Source organism: Corallococcus macrosporus DSM 14697 (assembly GCF_002305895.1).
In the GTDB taxonomy this organism is placed as follows: Bacteria; Myxococcota; Myxococcia; order Myxococcales; family Myxococcaceae; genus Myxococcus; species Myxococcus macrosporus.
Genome location: NZ_CP022203.1, coordinates 7,433,143 through 7,450,778 on the forward strand (window position 1 = coordinate 7,433,143; position 17,636 = coordinate 7,450,778).

General features: G+C 71.3%; 15 protein-coding genes. 6 read left to right on the forward strand and 9 right to left on the reverse strand.

Features of this window, described 5'->3' with window-relative positions; translation table 11 throughout:
* Positions 1-9: 9 nt before the first annotated feature.
* The 3 genes from MYMAC_RS30005 to MYMAC_RS30015 are packed head-to-tail and all read right to left on the reverse strand — an operon-like array spanning position 10 to position 2,466.
* Positions 10-1,155 carry a S1 family peptidase gene (locus MYMAC_RS30005; RefSeq protein WP_239989093.1) on the reverse strand — a complete coding sequence of 382 codons (1,146 nt, stop codon included), beginning with the start codon at positions 1,153-1,155 and terminating at the stop codon, positions 10-12.
* A complete protein-coding gene (locus tag MYMAC_RS30010; RefSeq protein ID WP_095960548.1) occupies positions 1,136-1,738 on the reverse strand; it encodes a toxin-antitoxin system YwqK family antitoxin in 603 nt (200 codons plus the stop codon). Before MYMAC_RS30010 ends, MYMAC_RS30005 begins: the two co-directional genes overlap by 20 nt.
* A complete protein-coding gene (locus MYMAC_RS30015; protein WP_095960549.1) occupies positions 1,729-2,466 on the reverse strand; it encodes a hypothetical protein in 738 nt (245 codons plus the stop codon). The genes MYMAC_RS30010 and MYMAC_RS30015 overlap by 10 nt, the downstream gene beginning before the upstream one ends.
* 152 nt (positions 2,467-2,618) lie before the next feature.
* Here MYMAC_RS30015 and MYMAC_RS30020 point away from each other — a divergent pair, with 152 nt between their 5' ends.
* The gene (locus MYMAC_RS30020) at positions 2,619-2,903 is read left to right on the forward strand and encodes a hypothetical protein (protein WP_043710348.1); all 285 of its coding nucleotides are present in this window, start codon (positions 2,619-2,621) and stop codon (positions 2,901-2,903) included.
* Between the two features lie 55 nt (positions 2,904-2,958).
* A complete protein-coding gene (gene ileS, locus MYMAC_RS30025; RefSeq protein ID WP_095960550.1) occupies positions 2,959-6,702 on the forward strand; it encodes an isoleucine--tRNA ligase in 3,744 nt (1,247 codons plus the stop codon).
* Between the two features lie 108 nt (positions 6,703-6,810).
* Here ileS and MYMAC_RS30030 read toward each other — a convergent pair whose 3' ends face one another.
* Positions 6,811-7,473, reverse strand: a complete 663-nt coding sequence (locus tag MYMAC_RS30030; protein WP_239989094.1) for a hypothetical protein — start codon at positions 7,471-7,473, stop codon at positions 6,811-6,813.
* A gap of 239 nt (positions 7,474-7,712) precedes the next feature.
* On the opposite strand from MYMAC_RS30030, the gene mxcH reads away from it, so the two are divergent.
* A complete protein-coding gene (mxcH, locus tag MYMAC_RS30035) occupies positions 7,713-10,220 on the forward strand; it encodes a TonB-dependent siderophore myxochelin receptor MxcH (RefSeq protein WP_095960551.1) in 2,508 nt (835 codons plus the stop codon).
* 53 nt (positions 10,221-10,273) lie between these two features.
* Here mxcH and MYMAC_RS30040 read toward each other — a convergent pair whose 3' ends face one another.
* From MYMAC_RS30040 to MYMAC_RS30060, 5 genes are all read right to left on the reverse strand, one after another.
* Complete coding sequence (locus MYMAC_RS30040) at positions 10,274-11,503, reverse strand: MxcI (RefSeq protein WP_095960552.1); 1,230 nt, start codon at positions 11,501-11,503, stop codon at positions 10,274-10,276.
* A 30-nt stretch (positions 11,504-11,533) separates the two neighbouring features.
* Positions 11,534-13,060 (reverse strand): PepSY-associated TM helix domain-containing protein, encoded by a 1,527-nt coding sequence (locus MYMAC_RS30045; protein ID WP_095960553.1) that lies wholly within the window; start codon positions 13,058-13,060, stop codon positions 11,534-11,536.
* On the reverse strand, positions 13,057-13,320 hold the full coding sequence (locus MYMAC_RS30050) for a hypothetical protein (RefSeq protein WP_013938124.1): 264 nt from the start codon (positions 13,318-13,320) through the stop codon (positions 13,057-13,059). The genes MYMAC_RS30045 and MYMAC_RS30050 overlap by 4 nt, the downstream gene beginning before the upstream one ends.
* A complete protein-coding gene (locus MYMAC_RS30055) occupies positions 13,320-13,631 on the reverse strand; it encodes a hypothetical protein (RefSeq protein ID WP_095960554.1) in 312 nt (103 codons plus the stop codon). Before MYMAC_RS30055 ends, MYMAC_RS30050 begins: the two co-directional genes overlap by 1 nt.
* A gap of 180 nt (positions 13,632-13,811) precedes the next feature.
* A complete protein-coding gene (locus tag MYMAC_RS30060; protein ID WP_095961735.1) occupies positions 13,812-14,546 on the reverse strand; it encodes an SDR family oxidoreductase in 735 nt (244 codons plus the stop codon).
* Between the two features lie 204 nt (positions 14,547-14,750).
* Here MYMAC_RS30060 and MYMAC_RS30065 point away from each other — a divergent pair, with 204 nt between their 5' ends.
* Genes MYMAC_RS30065 through MYMAC_RS30075 form a run of 3 tightly spaced genes read left to right on the forward strand, consistent with a single transcriptional unit; the run spans position 14,751 to position 17,594 of the window.
* Positions 14,751-15,638: an AraC family transcriptional regulator gene (locus MYMAC_RS30065; protein WP_239989095.1), complete on the forward strand. Its 888-nt coding sequence runs from the start codon at positions 14,751-14,753 to the stop codon at positions 15,636-15,638.
* Between the two features lie 38 nt (positions 15,639-15,676).
* A complete protein-coding gene (locus tag MYMAC_RS30070) occupies positions 15,677-17,056 on the forward strand; it encodes an ATP-binding protein (protein WP_095960556.1) in 1,380 nt (459 codons plus the stop codon).
* Positions 17,037-17,594, forward strand: coding sequence for a response regulator transcription factor (locus MYMAC_RS30075; RefSeq protein ID WP_095960557.1), 558 nt, complete (start codon positions 17,037-17,039; stop codon positions 17,592-17,594). Before MYMAC_RS30070 ends, MYMAC_RS30075 begins: the two co-directional genes overlap by 20 nt.
* Positions 17,595-17,636 lie beyond the last annotated feature (42 nt).

The window sequence follows — 17,636 nt, forward strand, 5'->3', positions numbered from 1 at the left end:
CCGGGGGCGCTACCTCCGCCTCGCGCCGCCCGGCCTCCACGGGTGACGAATGCGGCCCCAGGCCAGGAGCACCAGCGGGAGCAGACCTCCGCCTCCGCACCCGGCCACGCCGCAGCCTCTCGCCACAATCTCCTCGGGGGGCTCCAGACAGGGCAGCCACAGCCGGCACGCCGAGCCCGCCTTCACACACGGTTGCTCGCCGTGCGCGCGGGTGCAGGCAGGCCCGAAGCGGCCCGCCTCGAGCCCCGCCACCGCGCAGCTCCGGGCACCGCCGGGGCGCGCCACACAGGCCATGCCCACCGGACAGTCCGCATGCGCCTCACACCGCAGCGCGCAGACCTCCACCTCCGGGTCCAGCAGTGGCCGGATGGGCGGAGCGCGCGAGACATCATCGATGACGGCCCGGATGAAGTCCGCGTGCGCATCGACGCGGGCGTTCGTCCCCGTGGTGCAGGTGAGGTCACCGAACGAGGTGACACCGGCCAGGCGCTCGGTGCCATCCTCTTCGATGAACACCGGACCGCCGCTGTCCCCGCCGCACGACATCGCGGGCGCCGCGTCAATGGAGAACGCGCCCGCTTCAACGGACGTGATTCGGGCCAGCCCACCGCGGCGCAGGCCCGACACGCCCTGCCCGTCCACGCCGAAGCCCACCACCCGCGCCAGGCGCCCCACGGCGTCAGCGGGAAAGGCCGCGGCGTCCCAGGCCAGCGGCGCCACCGGCGCATCTGCGGCGAGAATCAACACGCCCACATCACTCACACCCGGGCGCCAGGCGGGATGAAGCCGGCCCTCCACCACGGGGACGCGCTGGGCCGCGGACGCCTGGGCAGTCTCGGCGGCGAACACCACCGAGAACACCTGCGGCGCGTCCGCGTTCTCCACGCAGTGCGCCGCCGTCAGCACCACCCGGGGCGCCACCAGCGTGCCCGTGCAGAGGACGGGCGCCGCCTCATCCGGCTCGCCACAGAAGGGCGAGACGGGGACGATGGCCGCCACCGCAGGGAAGCCCGGCTCGGGCGCGCCGTCCACCACGGCGCCGCGTGCCGTGGTGGACGCCTCCTGAGCGGCGGGGACGTCGGGAGGTCCGCACGCCACCACCGCCAGCAGGAGCCCCACCGCGACGGGCGTGACGTCACTCGCTGTCGAAGTCACCCTGCGGGACGTCCGTGGCGTTGCCCGCGACGTCCCAGTACTTCCACTCACCCGTCTTCTCCCCCTTCTCGTACTGGCCCCGCACGGCCAGCGCGCCATTGGGGTGCCACTCCGAATAGGCGCTGTGCGAGCGGTGCCCCACCAGCGTGCCCTCCGCCCACTTCGAGCCGTCCGAGCGCCAGGCGGTCCACTTCACCTCGCCAGCGCCGGGCACATGAAGCTCCTCGCGGTTCTTCTGGCCCTCCTCATAGTAGAGGGTCCACGGGCCCTGCTTGAGCCCGCCGCGGTAGTCCCCCTCGAGCTGCTTCACGCCGTCCTCGAAGTAGCTGACCCAGCGGCCGTCCATCTTCCCGTGGACGTAGTGGCCCTCCGTCTTCAGCTTCCCGGTGGCGTGCCACTGGGCCCAACGGCCGTGCTTCTGGCCGTCGGGCAGGGCGCACCACTGGAGGACACCGTCGGGCGGCGCGCGCCCCTGGAGCCGCGCGCCGTCCGGGCAGGGCCCCGAGGCCCGGTTGCAGCCCAACGTCAGGCCGGCGGCGAGCGCCAGCGCCGCGCCTGTCAGGACCCGCTTGCTCAACTGCACGAACCCACGCCGCTGCAGCTACAGTTGTTGCGCGCGAAGGAGTAGTCATCCGACGCCGCCGCGAAGCTGCCCAGGCCGTAGTCGTGCTTGGCGCAGTCCTGCGTGTAGGCCGTGGTGCCCACGCAGCGCGGCAGGCTGGTGACGCCGCAGCCCTGGCCGCAGCGGCCCTTGCAGCCATTGCCCGAGCCGCCGGTGCAGCCGCAGCCCCTGCCCGCCGTGCGGTAGTGGCCGGAGCCGATGTACTGCCGGCCACAGGAGCAGGAGATGTGCGTCCAGCCGCGCTCGGACACGTACTCGTACGCCGTGAGGACCTCCCCCACGGGGACAATCTGCATGAAGCTCGTCTGGCGCTCGGCGGCGTCCTCGACGCGGGTGCGGCCCTCTTCCGGAATCGCGTGGGCCAGCCCCTCCAGCAGCGACGCCAGCAGGTGCGACTGGGACGCGTCCAGCGGGCTGCCCGACGGCATGAACTGGCCCACGCCCTGATTGAAGTCGATGTGGAACCCGATGACGGGGTCGCCAAAGTCGTACGTCACCTCCACGACGTTGGCCTGCGTCTCCACCGCCAACATCCGCACCACCGCGCCGCCGGCGCCGTACGTGGCCTCCAGCGTCATCGCGTCATGCTGGAGGAGCTGGAAGCCCTCCTGCTCCACGGGCTGGCCGGACGGCGCGTCGGAGCAGCCCGCCACGACAGCCATCGCCAGGGCACACAGCAGCCTTTTCATGTCGTTCTCGCTTACAGGGGTGTGGAGTTTCTCGACACCCAAGAAGCTAGAAAAACGTGTCTCACGCCGTCAACAAGGACAACCTGCAATTCCGTCCAGAGCTGCCTAGAGTCGACGCCCCCGGCACCGCACGCCGGGGACAGGAGAGACACATGCCCCAGAAGCGCGCAGCCCTGATGTGCCTTGCCGCCCTGCTGACGGCTGGCTGTGGTGGAGCCATGGACGAGTCCTCCGCGGAGCCGGCCATGACGGAGTCCGCGTCCCAGGCGCTCTACCCGGAGTACGACCCGGACCTCCACTGCCTGGTCGGGTCCCAGTACGTGTCGTGCGGTCCCGGCCAGCCGACGATGTACGCCTTCTACAGCCCGGACTGGGGCTACTACATCGAGCGCGACGTCTGCGGGCGCAACGGACCGCTCATCTGTCCGCTGTACTGATTCCCCAGGACGGGCATCCATCCCCGGCGTGGGCGGTGCTATCAAGCACCGCACCATGCCTGAAACGCCCCCTTCCCTGTTCGATGCGGTGCCCGCGGAGATGGACTTCCCTTCCGACGAGCGCCGCATCCAGGCCTTCTGGAAGGACCGCCGCATCTTCGAGCGCACGCTCGAAACGCGTGAGGGTGCCCCCAGCTTCGTCTTCTATGAGGGCCCGCCGACCGCCAACGGCCTCCCCCACAACGGCCACGTCCTGACGCGCGTCATCAAGGACCTGTTCCCCCGCTTCAAGACGATGACGGGCCACTACGTCCCCCGCAAGGCCGGCTGGGACACCCACGGCCTGCCCGTGGAGGTGGAGGTCGAGAAGGAGCTGCGCATCCACGGCAAGGCGGAGATTGAACGCTACGGCGTGGAGCCCTTCACCGAGCGCTGCATCGAGTCCGTCTTCCGCTACACCTCCGAGTGGGAGCGGCTCACCGAGCGCATCGGCTTCTGGGTGGACCTGAACCAGGCCTACGTCACCTACCACCGCCCGTTCGTGGAGAGCGTGTGGTGGGCGCTGGCGGAGCTGCACCGCAAGGGCCTGCTGTACCAGGGCCACAAGGTGGTGTGGTGGTGGCCGCAGGGCGGCACCGCGCTGAGCGCCGCCGAGGTGGGCCTGGGCTACAAGACGGTGGACGACCCCAGCGTCTACGTCGCCTTCCCGCTGCGCGACGCGCCGGACACCGCGCTGGTGGTGTGGACGACCACGCCCTGGACGCTGCCGTCCAACATGTACGCGGCCGTCAACCCCAACGTGGACTACGTCACCGTGGACGCCGGCGAGCGCAAGCTCATCGTCGCCGCGGCGCTGCGCGAGGCCCTGGCGAAGAAGCTCAAGACGGAGCTGCCGGTGCTCGCCACCCAGAAGGGCAGCGACCTGGTGGGCCGGCGCTACCAGCCGCCCTTCGACGTGTACCACCAGCGCGCGGGCGAGGCGCGGCTGCCGCTGAAGGACGGCGGCGAGGACGCGCAGGCCTGGCGCGTGCTGGGCGCGGACTTCGTGACGCTCGACAGCGGCACGGGCATCGTCCACATCGCCCCGGCCTTCGGCGAGGATGACTACGAGGCCTTCCGCAAGGACATGGCCCGCTTCGCCCAGCCGGACGCGCTGGAGCTGTTCTGCGCGGTGAAGCCGGACGGCACCTTCTCCGACGAGGTGCCGCTCGTCGCCGGCCGCTTCGTGAAGGACGCGGACAAGGACCTCCAGCGCCACCTGAAGGAGCGCGGGCTCGTCCTCTTCACCGAGCAGTACAAGCACGAGTACCCCTTCTGCTGGCGCGCGGACGACGACCCGCTCATCCAGTTCGCCCGGCCCGCCTGGTACATCCGCACCACGTCCGTGAAGGACGAGGCCATCGCCAACAACCGCGCCGTCAACTGGGTGCCCGAGCACATCAAGGAAGGCCGCTTCGGCGACTTCCTGGCCAACAACGTGGACTGGGCCCTGTCCCGCGAGCGCTACTGGGGCACGCCGCTGCCGCTGTGGGTGCACTCGGAGACGGGCGAGGTGGAGGCCATCTCCTCGCTCCAGGCGCTGCGCGAGAAGCCGGGCAACAACCTGGCCGCGGTGGAGGCGGAGCTGAACGCCTTCCTCGAGGGCAAGCCGCACGAGGCCAACGCGAAGCACCTCATCGTCCACAAGCCGTGGATTGACAAGGTGACGTTCGAGAAGCCCGGCACCCCGGGGCAGTTCCGGCGCGTCCCCGAGGTCGTGGACGTGTGGTTCGACTCCGGCTGCATGCCCTTCGCGCAGTGGGGCTTCCCGCACGCGCCGGGCTCGCGCGAAATCTTCAACCGCGCCTTCCCCGCGGACTTCATCTCCGAGGCCATCGACCAGACGCGCGGCTGGTTCTATTCGCTGCTGATGGTGAGCACGCTCCTCTTCGACGAGGAGACGCAGGCGCGCATCGGCCTGACGCCCAGGCGCGGCTGGCCGCAGCCCTACAAGAGCTGCATCGTGCTGGGCCACGTCTCCGACAAGGAGGGCCGCAAGGAGTCCAAGTCCAAGGGCAACTACACGCCGCCGGAGATCATCCTGGACGACGTGCGCATGGACTTCGCGGTGCTGACGGCCGCGGAGGCGGGCGTGCCCGGCGAGCCCGGCGTGGCGCTCATCGCCCGCGAGGACCTGGAGGGCCTGGACATCCAGGAGGGCGCCCGGGTGCAGCTCTTCCGCCCGGACCGCCCGGAGGTGTCCATCACCGCCACGGTGAAGGCCCACAAGAAGCTCAAGCGCCGCGTGGTGCTGCTGGCGCCCGCGGAGCTCCAGGCGCTGGGCGTGGCGCCCTCCGCGCGCGGCGCCAGCGTCATGCCGGTGGAGGTGCCCCGGCTGGCGCCCGCCGAGCGCGTCGTGGTGAAGGACCCGGCCGCCAAGGCGCCGGGCGCGGACGCGTTCCGCTGGTTCTTCTACGCGGCCAGCCCCACCTGGTCGAACACGCGGCACTCGCTGAGCAACGTGCGGCTGCTGCAGAAGGACTTCCAGGTCAAGCTGCGCAACGTCTACTCGTTCTTCACCATCTACGCGAACATCGACGGCTTCAACCCCGCGGCGGGCAACGCGGACGCGGCCGACGCGCCGTGGGAGGCCATCCGCCGCAGCCAGGGCTGGCGCGAGGTGAAGGCGCGGCCGGTGCTGGACCGCTGGATTCTGTCCGAGGTCCACCTCACCCTGCGCGACGTCACCCGCGCGCTGGAGACCTACCAGGTCTACGACGCCGCCCAGCGGCTGGTGGCGCTGGTGGACGCGCTGTCCAACTGGTACCTGCGCCGCAGCCGCTCGCGCTTCTGGGCGCCGGGCTTCGAGCAGGACAAGCACGACGCGTACTTCACCCTCTACGAGGCGCTCACCACCCTCACCGCGACGGTGGCGCCCTTCATCCCCTTCTTCACCGACGAGATGTGGGGCAACCTGGTGCGCAAGCCCTGGCCCACGTCCCAGCCGGAGAGCGTCCACCTGGCGCGCTTCCCCACGGTGGACGAGGCCCTCATCGACGAGGGGCTCGCGGCGGAGATGGGCGCGGTGCGGGATTTGGTCTCCCTGGGCCTCAAGGTGCGCACGGACAACCGCCTCAAGGTGCGCCAGCCGCTGTCGCGCGCGGACGTCATCCTGGCGCGCAAGGAGCTGACGGACCGCGTGGCCGTGTACAGAGCGCTCATCGCGGACGAGCTGAACGTCCACGAGGTGCGCTTCGTGGACCCGGGCAGCCCCGAGGCCAACGTGGTGCGCTTCCGCGTCCGGCCCAACCTGCGCGCGGTGGGCGGGCGGCTGGGCCCCAAGCTGGCCCCGGTGCGCAAGGCCTTCGACACGGGCGACGGCGCCGCGCTGCACCGCGAGCTGCTCCAGACGGGCCGCGTGGCCCTGACGGTGGCCGGCGAGGACCTGGTCTTCACGCCCGAGGAGCTGGAGACGCTGGTGGAGGCCAACCCCGGCTACGCCGCCGCGGGCATGGGCGTGGGCGTGGTGGTGCTGCACACCGAGCTGACCGAAGCCCTGGTGGACGAGGGCCTGGTGCGCGAGCTGCTCGCCCGCGTGCAGGGCGCGCGCAAGGACCTGGAGCTGGGCTACACGGACCGCATCCAGCTCTGGGTGGACGGCGACGCGCGCGTGAAGCGCGTCACGGACGAGGCGCGGGAGCTGATTGCGCGGGAGACGCTGGCCTCCAGCGTCCTCGTGGGCCCCGAGGGCCTCACCGGCCAGGAAGAGGAGGTCAGCCTCAACGGCCTGCCCGCGCGCATCCGCGTGGCGCGGGCCTGAGCCGGAAGAAGAAACGGGCTGCCTCATCCCCGCGATGAGGCAGCCCGCAGGTCACGGCACACCGGCGTGGCCCCTCCCACGTGAAGCAGGGGCCACACCGGCCTTCACTCAGTCCGCCGTGAAGGTCGTGTCGTTCCGGTACAGCAGCGTCTGGGACCAGTTGGACGTGTAGACGTACGCGTCACCCGGGTACGTCGCCGTGAGGTCCGCGGCGGAGATGTCGTAGTTCGGGTTCCAGTCGAACTCGAAGCCCGCATTGGGCTGCGCCGTGCGCATGGCCGTCACGATGCGGCGGAAGCACGCGGCGAAGTTCGCCTGCTGGCCGTTGCCGGAGTACCAGGGCATCCAGCTCCCGCTGAACTCCCAGCCCACGCGGATGATGCTGCGCTGCAGGCCCGCGTTGGCCATGTTGTTGGCCAGGTTCCGGAAGCGGAAGTCGTAGGCGCCCGTCGCGCACGTCGCCAGCGAGCCCTGCCCGGAGGGGAACATGGACACGGAGTAGTTGAGGCGGCGGCCCGCCTTCGCCTTCACCCACGCGCCCCAGGCGTTCAACTGCCAGGACGGGTTTTCGATGTTGCCCCAGTTGTCCTTCGGCTGGTGCCCCTGCCCCATGGGCAGCTCGTACCCGAGCCAGGCGGAGTACGCGTTGATGAGGTTGGGCACGTCGTAGATTTCACCGCGGTACACGCCCGTGATGGGCTGTGCGCTCGCGCTCGACACCGCCAACACCGTGGCGATGGCGCAGAGCAGCGTTCCAGCTCCCAGCTTCATGACAACACTCCCTGACTTCGAGCCTTTCCTCACATACAGTCTTTTCTCGATTACTGAAATTCAAGACGCGCTGTCAATCGCGACCCAGGCCCCTGTTCGTCGCGAACAGGCCCTCTCCGAGGGAGCCGCACTCACGGTGCTGCCGTGGGCGCCGCGCCTTGACCGGCCAGTCGCAATCCTCGATAAGCGGCTCGCGCCTCGGTTGAGACTGCGACGCAAAACCAAAAACTGGATTGCGGATGTTCTCGGCATTCACCTCGCTCGCCCTGCTGCTCTCGGCGTCTCCCGCGGCGCCGGCGCCCGCGGCGCCGCCCGCTCCTTCCGAAACCGCGCCCTCACAGGTCCAGCCGCCCAGCCGCATCGACAGCGTCGACGTGCCCTATCCGGCGGCGGAGCTGGCCGCGGGGCGCGAGGCGGACGTCCTCCTGCGCCTCACCATCGACGAGCACGGCGTGGTGACGGAGTCGGAGGTGGTGCGCTCTGCGGGAGAGGCCTTCGACGAGGCGATTCGCACCGCCAGCCGCTCCTTCCGCTTCGAGCCCGCGCGCGTGGGCGGGGAGCCGGTCGCCTGCCAGATTGAGCTGCTCCACGCGTTCCGGCTGGACCCGGCCGCCTCCGCCGTCCCGCCAGCGCCTGAAGCCGCGCCCGAGCCCGCGCCACCGCCCGCGCGGGCGGAGGCGCCCGCGCCGCCGCCCCCGGAGGAGAAGACGCTGGAGACCACGGTGTCCGGGCGCTCGGAGGCGGAGCGGCGGCGCCAGTCCGCGGAGGCCGTGCGCGTGGTCAGCACCACCCGGGCGCGGGCCCGCTCGGTGGACATGGGCCAGGTGCTGGCGGCGCAGGAGGGCGTGGAGGTGCGCCGCAGCGGCGGCCTGGGGAGCACCATCCGCTTCTCCCTGAACGGGCTGACGGACGACCAGATTCGCTTCTTCCTGGACGGCGTGCCCCTGGACCTCTCCGGCTACCCCTTCGGCTTCGCCAACGTGCCGGTGAACCTGGTCGACTCGATTCAAATCTACCGGGGCGTGGTGCCCTCCCGCTTCGGCGCCGACGCGCTGGGCGGCGCCGTCAACCTCACCACCGCGCCGCTCCAACAAGGGGCCCATGGCGCCGTGTCGCTCCAGGGTGGCGCCTTCGGCACGTACCGGCTGACGCTGGGCGGCGGCTACCGGCCCGCCGAGCACGGCTTCTACACGCGCGCCCACCTCTTCGCGGACACCACCCGGAACGACTACCGGGTGGACGTGGAGGACGCCGACGACAGCGGGCAGGTTCGCGACGTCACCGTGAAGCGCTTCCATGACGGCTACCAGGCGCTGGGCGGCGGGCTCGAGGCCGGCTTCGAGCAGGCCGGCTGGGCGGACCGCGTCGCCCTGCGCGTCTTCGGCTCCGGCTTCGACAAGGACCTCCAGCACAACCAGGTGATGAGCGGCGGCCCCTTCGGCGAGGCGCGCTACGGCGCCACCTCGGCCGGCACCCAGCTCCTCTACGAGAAGGCCTTCACCGACGCGGTCCGCTTCGACGCGCTGGCCGGCTACGCGTGGCAGGCCACCGACTTCCAGGACACGTCCCCGTGGGTCTACGACTGGTTCGGCAACCGCGTGCGCGAGCGGCGGGAAGCGGGCGAGCTGGGCGGCGACGCCACGGACCAGACGCTGTGGCAGCAGTCCTTCTACGGCCGCGCCAACGCGAGCTGGGCGCTCACGCCCACGCAGACGTTGCGGCTCGCCTTCGCGCCCACCCTCTCCCGCCGCACCGGCGAGGAGCGGCGGCTGGCCAGCCCCAGTGACGCGGACCCGCTCTCCGCGGACCGGGACATCCTCACCGCCGTCACTGGCCTGGAGTACCAGCTCAACGCCTTCAACGACGCGCTGGAGCTGATTGTCTTCGCCAAGGACTACCTCTACGCGGCCCGGGCCCAGCAGCTTCAACCCACCGGCGCGTGGCTGAGCAAGGACCGCGACCTGCATCAGCTCGGCGGCGGCGCGGCCATCCGGCTGCGCGTGGCCGAGCCCATCTACGTCAAGGTCAGCTACGAGCGCGCCACGCGGCTGCCGCGCATGGACGAGCTGTTCGGCAACGGCGTCCTCGTCCGGGAGAACCTGGACCTGGCGCCGGAGACCAGCCACAACGTGAACGCGGGCCTGGCCACCGCGCCCCTGCGCACCCGGCTGGGCGTGTTCCGGGGAGAGCTGAACGGCTTCGCCCGGCTCGCGCAGGACCTCATCATGCTCGCCGGCAGGGAGCGCGACTGGACGTACCAGAACGTCTACGGGGCGCGGGCGCTGGGCATCGAGGGCGCGACGGGCTGGAGCGCTCCAGGCGGCTGGCTGCACGTGGACGCCAACGCCACCTTCCAGGACATCCGCAACACGTCCAGCCAGGGCACCTTCGGCGCCTTCGAGGGGCAGCGGCTGCCCAACCGGCCCTGGCTCCTCTTCAACGCCACCGCGCGCCTGTCGCTGCGGGGCGTGGCCACCGCGGAGGACGAGCTGTCCCCCTTCTGGACCGCGCGCTACGTCCACGGCTTCTTCCGCAACTGGGGCGGCCTGGGCGCGGCCGGCACGAAGGAGACCATCGACAGCCAGTTCGCCCAGGCCGCGGGGGTTGGCTACAAGGTCCGCCTCAACGGCTTCTCGCTGGGCCTCAGCACCGAGCTGGACAACCTCACCGACGCGAGGCTGTTCGACTTCTTCGGCGTCCAGCGGCCCGGCCGCTCGGGCTGGCTCAAGGCCACCGTGGAGTACTGAAGCACGGCGCCGCCCGCGTCATGCACACGCGGGCGGCACCGGGGACGGCGGGCTCAGCGCACCTTCACGAACTGGTAGGCCCAGCCCAGCGTCTCGAAGCGCTTCACCGCGGTGCCGTTGCCGTTCAGCTCCCACACGGCGGTGGACGCGTAGTCCGCGGTGGGCAGCAGCAGGAAGGTCCGCCCCTCGATGGTGAAGGCGTAGTAGCCGCCCGCAATCCAATCCAGGCCTTCAATGGGCGCGCCCTCGCCCGTCTCCACGTTCACCTGCCACAGCTTCCAGTGCATGCCGTTGGTGACGTCGGCCGCCGTCGGCGCCTCGCTCAGCGTCGGGCTGTCGTCATGGAAGGCCGCCACCACGCCCACGTTGTTGCCCAGGTACCGGAACGCCGCCGTCTGGCGCCCGCCCACCATGGACGACAGCGAGTGCTCCCAGTCCCCGTCAATGGCGCGCGTGTTCGCATTGAAGCGCACCGCGCAGGTCTCCGGGGCGGTGTCGTCCACCACGGGCGCGCCCGCGCTGAACACCCAGTTGCTGAAGTAGATGTTGCCGTTCTCGTCCTTCGTGGCCACGTCCAGGCCCGGGCACGGCGCCTCCAGCAGCTCCACCAGGCTGTCATCCGCGTGGGAGTAGACGGCAATCTGCGAGCTGGGGGAGAAGCGGTAGTAGTTGGCGTCCGTCCAGTAGAAGGGCTGGAACGAGTAGCCGCCATGCGCCACCACGCCGCGGTCGAAGCTGGCCTTCACCACCAGCCCGTCGCGCTCCGTCACCAGCCCCGGCGACTCCACCGGGCCGGAGATGGTCATCGCCTCCGGGTTCCACACGATGCGCCGGGACTCCTCCAACTGCATGTACGCGGACGTCCCGTCCACGAAGTGGTTGTGGTACAGCGGCGCCGTCGTCAGGCCATAGTTGGCGAAGCTGATACGCCCCGACTCCTGGAAGCGCCCGCTGTCGAACACCGTGTACCGGGTGAGCTCGGGCGCCTCGCCCGCGCCGACGAAGAGCTTGCCGTCCACGGCGCCAATCGTCGCGAAGCCGGAGTGCTCGCTCGCCTGCTCCAGGTCGATGCTCGTCACGTCGAGCGAGTTGAACACGCTCACGTACGTGGCCGAGCCGGACTGCCCGAAGACGGACGTGGCCAGGCTGTACACCGGCCCGGTCTCCGTCTCATCGGGGGTCGGCGTGGGCTCCGGGTCCGACGAGCCGCACGCGGTCAGCGAGGCCGCGAGGAGGATGAGGGACGAGGTGGATGCAGTCGCCAGACAGCTGCGCTTGCGCATGGGCTTCTCCAAGAAGGGTACAGCGTGGTCTCAGGCGGGCACCGCGGCGGGCATCGCCGTCGGGGCCTTCTTCTGAAGTCGGGAGATGGCGTGGCCCGCGCCGGCCAGCAGCGCCGCGAGCAGGAAGAGCCCCAGCTCGGTCGCGAGCACGAACGCGGAGTCCGCGGTCAGGGGGAGCCGCTGCATCCGGGCCGCGTCGATGAAGGGCACGGCGAAGAGCCCCGCGCTGGCGAGGAGGAGCAGGCGCTGGGCGGACCCGGCGGGAGCGCCGCCCACCCACGCGAAGGCCACGCACAGCGCCCAGGCCACGAAGAAGGCGGCGTGCTCCCACCGGGGACGGTCCGCCAGCTCCGCGGGCACCAGTTGGTTCGCCAGGAAGAGCACCGCCACCGCCACCGGGAGCCCGGCGCACACGCCCGACGTCAGCTTCGCGAGCACGGTGTCGAAGCGGCTCTTGCCCTGCAGGCGCCGCCGCTCCAGCCAGAGCAGGTTGCCCGCGAGGATGCCGAACGCCATCAGCCAGGAGAGCAGCGCGTAGAGCACCTTCGCGGGGAAGCCGGCCCAGGTCGCGAAGTGCAGCCCGTACAGCGGGTCCATCACCTGCGTGTAGAGCGTGCCGCCGCCCGTCTCCCGCGACCAGAGGACCTCACCGTCACGTGCCACCCGCAGGTGCGTGAAGGCGTGCAGCGAGCCCTCCATCTCTCCCGGAAGATGGACCGTGCCGTTGGCGTCGCCCAGGTGGTCGAAGAAGAACCAGCTGTGCTCCGACTGGGGGAAGCGCGCCTTGGCCAGCGCCAGCGCCTGGGCCAGGTCGGGAGGGCCGCCGGGCTGTCCGGAGGGCGCGGGCGGCGTGGGCCAGTCCACGGCCACCTCGATGGCGTTCGCGTCACCGTCCAGCGCGGAGGACACCACCGCCGGCGAGTACCAGTCCGACAGGCAGAGGATTCCGCCGGTGAGGGCGAAGACGAAGAGGAAGGGCGAGCTGATGACGCCAATCACCTTGTGCGCGTCCGACCAGAGCGCCCGGCGTGACGTCTCCGGGCGGAACTGCACCAACTCCCGCGCCAGCCGCCCCAGTTGGAGGAGCACGCCGGTGACGACGAGCAGCAGCAGCACCCCGGAGGCGATTCCCGCCAGGTACTTGCCGAAGGGCAGCGGCTCCAGGAAGTGCATCGCGTTGAGGAACTCGCCCAGGTCGCTGCGCTCGCCGAGCTGCTGGCCGGACACCGGGTCCAACCAGGTGGAGTGGATGGCGCCGTCGGGCGACATGCGCCACAGCCGCATCCAGGGCTCCTCGGCGGTGGGCAGGGAGATGCCGAACCAGAGGGGCTTCGCCGCGGTCTCCGCCTCCGCCAGCGTCTGGGCCAGTTGGACGGCCTGCGCCTCCGGCACCGCGATGGGCGCCCGGAACGTGGGCTCCTGCCACGGCGCCAGCTCCTCCGCGAAGAGCGCGAAGGAGCCCAGGAAGAAGAGCACGAAGAGAATCAGTGACGACAGCACGCCCGCCCAGGCGTGCGCGTCCCAGAGGATGGAGTACGACCGGGGAGACAGCTTCACGTGAGCACCAGGATGACCGACGACACCACCGCCACCAGCGCCGAGCCCGCCCAGGCCCGCGCGCCGCTCCGGGCCAGCAGCGCCAGACACGCCGCGGCGGCCATGGCCGGCAACGCGACGAGGTAGGCGAGCAGGTACCGGACGTCCAGGGAGGCGGGCAGCACCGCCGCCAGCGCCAGCGTCGCCAGCACCGCGGCCGCGGGCGCCACCGTCACCGCGGCGCTGATGCGCGCCGCGCCATGTTCATGCTTCTGAGCCATCAGCGCGTCCCCACCCAGGCCAGCACCAGCCCCACCGCGCTGAGCGGCACCGCCCACCGCGTGGCGCGCGGCCACAGCGGCCCACACAGCGCCAGCACCGGCGTGGCCAGCATCACCACCACCGTGGCCGTCGTCAGCCCCACGCCGGGCCCCTGCGCCTTCACGCCCACGGCCACGCCCACCAGGCACGCCACGGCGCCCACGCCGCGCGCCCACCCACGGTGACGCGTCAGGACGCTCTGGGGAGCGCGGGCCGTGACGGACAGGAGCACGGCGATGCCCAGCAGGATGAGCAGGGTCGAGACCGCCATGTTCTCCTCGGAACAAAGCGCTACTGAGAATCACTCTCAATATCGGAACAAGGCCATATGAAACCCGGCCGCGTGACGATGTCAAGGCATGCGCTCAGACGAGGAAGGCGCGCTGGCTCGGCATACCGCGCACAGCGGGACGGAGCCGCGCGAGGCCCCGTCCCGCGGTGTCACCCTCCGTCAGGGCTGGGCGGTGGGCCGGACGATGATTTCGTTCACGTCCACGTCGTCGGGCTGCTCGATGGCGAAGGCGATGCTCCGGGCAATGGCCTCGGGTGGAATCGCCACCTTCCGGTACTCGCGCATGGCCTCGCGCGCGCCCGGGTCGGAGATGGTGTCGGCCAGCTCGGACGTCGTCACGCCCGGTGAAATGACGGTGACCCGGATGTCACCGCCGACCTCCTGGCGCAGCCCCTCGGAGAGGGCGATGACGGCGTACTTGGTCGCGCAGTACACGGCGGCCGTGGGCACCACCAGGTGGCCGCCAATGGAGGAGACGTTGATGAACTGGCCGGAGCGCTGCGCCTTCAGGATGGGCAGCCCCGCGGCGATGCCGTGCAGGACGCCGCGGAGGTTGACGTCAATCATCCGGTCCCACTCGTCGACCTTGAGCTCGTCCAGCCTGGACAGCGGCATCACGCCCGCGTTGTTGATGATGACGTCGATGCGGCCGTGCTCGGCGCGGGCGAAGTCCATGAAGGACGCCACGTCCTCCCGCTTCGTGACGTCCAGCTTCCGGTAGCGCGCGGAGCCGCCCTCCGCGTGAATGGCGGCCACCAGGACTTCCAGCCGGTCCGTCCGGCGCGCGCCCAGCACGACGTGCGCCCCGCGCCGCGCGAGCAGGCGAGCGGTCGCCTCCCCGATTCCGCTGCTCGCTCCGGTGATGGCAACGACCTTTCCTTCAATTCCAGACATGTGGATGCGCCTCGTGACTGCGATGTGGATGAGCGCAATCTGCGCGCTGGCGCCCCGCGAGCAGTACGCCAATGCTGCCGGGTTCTTGCCCAATCCTGCACGGATGGGTGAATCCCCCTGCCCCGGCGGCAGGGGCGGCGTACGCTCCACCCCACGATGCTGGCACTCCCCTCCTCCTCCCCTCCGGCCGAGCTGGCACGCCTGATGGAGAGGCACACGCCCGCGGACGGCATCCACCCGACGGCCATCCCGCGCGTGTTCCTGATTCGCGCCGCCCGGCCGAGCGAGCCGCTGCATGCCTTGCATGAACCTGCGCTGTGCATCGTCGCGCAGGGCCGCAAACAGGTCCTGCTCGCCGACGAGCTCTTCGTCTACGGCCCGGAGCAGTGCCTGGTCGTCTCCGTGGACCTCCCCGTCACGGGGCAGGTCATCGAGGCCACGCCCAGGTCGCCATACCTGTGCCTCCGCGTGGACCTGGACCCGGGGCAGCTCAGCGCCGTGATGCTGGAGGCCGCGCTGGAGCCCTCCGGCCCCAAGCCGCGGGGGCCGGGCATGTCGTTGAGTCCGGCCGAGCCGGCCCTGCTCGATGCGGCCACGCGGCTCGTGCGCCTCCTGGACTCGCCCCGGGACATCTCCTTCCTGGCGCCCCTCTTCATCCGGGAGATGGTGTACCGGCTGCTGGCGAGCGACCACGGCGCGCGCCTGCGGCACATCGCGCTGGCCGGAGAGCGGCTGGACTCCGTCAACCGGGCCATCACCTGGCTCAAGCACCACTACACGGAGCCGCTGCGCATCGAGCAGCTCGCGCGCGTGGCGCACATGAGCACCTCCGCGCTCCACCACCACTTCAAGAGCCTCACCGCCATGAGCCCGCTCCAGTACCAGAAGCACCTGCGCCTCCAGGAGGCGCGGCGGCTGATGCTGGGGCAGGCGCTGGACGCGGCCTCGGCGGGACACTCCGTGGGCTATGAGAGCCCGTCCCAGTTCAACCGGGAGTACAGCCGCCTGTTCGGCGCGCCGCCCGCGCGGGACATCTCCCGGCTGCGTGGCACGCTCCAGGGGCACGCCCAGCGGGCCAATGCGTCAACTTGACGCACACGCCCCGGCCACCGCCGGGGTATGACGAGCCGGTGTCCACCGCGCCGACCCACGCAGGTGCGCCGCCCGACACCCTGGGCTCGCGCCCGCCGCGCTCCACCTTCCAGCGCTCGCCCGAGGACATGGCGGCGCGGCTGTCCTCCAGCGACATCGCGCTCGGCTGGCTGGTCCGCCTGCGCTGGCACGCCGTCACCGGCCAGGCGCTGACGGTGGGTGTCGCGGCGCGGGGGCTGGGGCTGGCGCTCCCCGTGACGCCGCTGCTGGCCCTGGTGGCCATGACGGCGGTGTCCAACCTGCTGCTGGCGCTCTGGCTCCGCCGCGAGCCCGAGGTCCGCCCCGGGCTGCTGGGCGCCGTGCTCGCGTTCGACACCGTGCTGCTCACCGGCCTGCTCGCGCTGTCCGGAGGGCCGGCCAACCCGTTCAGCATGCTGTACCTCGTCCACGTGACGCTGGCGGCCATCGTGCTGGGGCCCCGCTGGACGGTGCTCATCGCGCTGCTGTCCGTGCTGGGCGCCTCCAGCCTCTTCGCCTTCCACGTCCCGCTGCCGGACTCGGTGAATCCGCCGGGTGCCCACGGCCTGGACTCGCTCCACGTCGTGGGCATGTGGGTCGCCTTCACGCTCACCGCGCTCATCATCGCCTTCGTCGTGGCCCGCGTGGCCGCCGCGCTGAGGAACAGGCAGGCCGCGCTGGCGCGCACGCAGCGGCTGGCGGCGCGCGCGGAGAAGCTGGCGTCGCTGTCCACGCTGGCGGCCGGCGCGGCGCACGAGCTGAGCACGCCGCTGGGCACCATCGCCATCGCGGCCAATGAGCTGGACGCGCTCATCCTGGAGGCCCCCCAGGAAGCCCTGGAGGACGCCCGCCTCATCCGGGACGAGGTGGAGCGCTGCCGGGACATCCTGGAGCGCATGAGCGCCCGCGCCGGCCAGACGCTGGGCGAGGTGCCCGAACAGACGACGCCGGGCGACGTGCTCGCGCGCATCCAGGAACAGCTCGGCGCCGCCGACCAGGCCCGCCTCCGGCTCGAGCCCGGCCCAAACCAGCCCTTCTGGTGTCCCGTGCGGGGACTGGTGCAGGTGCTGACGAACCTGGTGCGCAACGGGCTGCAGGCCAGCGAAGGCGCCCAGGCGCCTGTCGTGGTGTCCGCGCACCGCGAGACGGACCGCCTGCGCTTCGTCGTGGAGGACCAGGGCACCGGCATCCCCCGCGAGCTGCTACCCCGGCTGGGCGAGCCCTTCTTCACCACCAAGCCCGCGGGCCAGGGCATGGGCCTGGGTCTGTTCCTCACCCAGACCTACGCCGAGCTGTGTGGAGGCCGCCTGGAGCTCAGCTCCGAGGAGGGCCAGGGGACGCGCGCGACGCTGGAGCTGCCGCTGCGGAGGGAGCCGGTCCATGTCACCGTCACCGGCTGAGGCCTCCGCCACGGTGCTCGTCGTCGACGACGACGAGCGCTTCCGCGAACGCCTGGTGCGCGCCTTCGTGCGGCACGGCTTCCAGGCCCAGGGCGCGGCCACCACGCAGGCGGCGCTCGGGGCCGCGCGGACGCTGCGCCCGCGCTACGCCGTGGTCGACCTGCGCCTGCCCGACGGCTCCGGCCTGGAGCTGGTGCGCGAGCTGAAGGCGCTGGACGCGAACACCACCGTCGTGGTGCTGACGGGCTACGGCAGCATCGCCACGGCGGTGGAGGCCGTGCGGCGAGGCGCCACGCACTACCTGGCCAAGCCCGCGGACGTGGACGACATCCTGCTCGCCTTCGCGGGCGCCACCCTCCCCTCCGGGCAGGAGGCCGCGCTCACCCACGAGGTGCCCTCACTGGCGCGCGCGGAGTGGGAGCACATCCAGCGGGTGCTGGCCGACTGTGGGGGCAACATCTCCCAGGCCGCCCGGCTCCTGCGCATCCAACGGCGCAGCCTGCAACGCAAGCTGGCCAAGTACCCCGTTCCCAAGTGAGCGCCGCGGGGTGCGTCAGCAAGACGCACGAAACGCGGCGGC

Excerpts from the sequence above, each read along its gene's own strand:
- MYMAC_RS30015 (WP_095960549.1), bottom strand. The coding sequence starts at position 2,466 with ATGAAAAGGCTGCTGTGTGCCCTGGCGATGGCTGTCGTGGCGGGCTGC.
- MYMAC_RS30020 (WP_043710348.1), top strand. The coding sequence starts at position 2,619 with ATGCCCCAGAAGCGCGCAGCCCTGATGTGCCTTGCCGCCCTGCTGACG.
- ileS (WP_095960550.1), top strand. The coding sequence starts at position 2,959 with ATGCCTGAAACGCCCCCTTCCCTGTTCGATGCGGTGCCCGCGGAGATG.
- MYMAC_RS30030 (WP_239989094.1), bottom strand. The coding sequence starts at position 7,473 with ATGAAGCTGGGAGCTGGAACGCTGCTCTGCGCCATCGCCACGGTGTTG.
- mxcH (WP_095960551.1), top strand. The coding sequence starts at position 7,713 with ATGTTCTCGGCATTCACCTCGCTCGCCCTGCTGCTCTCGGCGTCTCCC.
- MYMAC_RS30040 (WP_095960552.1), bottom strand. The coding sequence starts at position 11,503 with ATGCGCAAGCGCAGCTGTCTGGCGACTGCATCCACCTCGTCCCTCATC.
- MYMAC_RS30050 (WP_013938124.1), bottom strand. The coding sequence starts at position 13,320 with ATGGCTCAGAAGCATGAACATGGCGCGGCGCGCATCAGCGCCGCGGTG.
- MYMAC_RS30055 (WP_095960554.1), bottom strand. The coding sequence starts at position 13,631 with ATGGCGGTCTCGACCCTGCTCATCCTGCTGGGCATCGCCGTGCTCCTG.
- MYMAC_RS30060 (WP_095961735.1), bottom strand. The coding sequence starts at position 14,546 with ATGTCTGGAATTGAAGGAAAGGTCGTTGCCATCACCGGAGCGAGCAGC.
- MYMAC_RS30065 (WP_239989095.1), top strand. The coding sequence starts at position 14,751 with ATGGAGAGGCACACGCCCGCGGACGGCATCCACCCGACGGCCATCCCG.
- MYMAC_RS30075 (WP_095960557.1), top strand. The coding sequence starts at position 17,037 with ATGTCACCGTCACCGGCTGAGGCCTCCGCCACGGTGCTCGTCGTCGAC.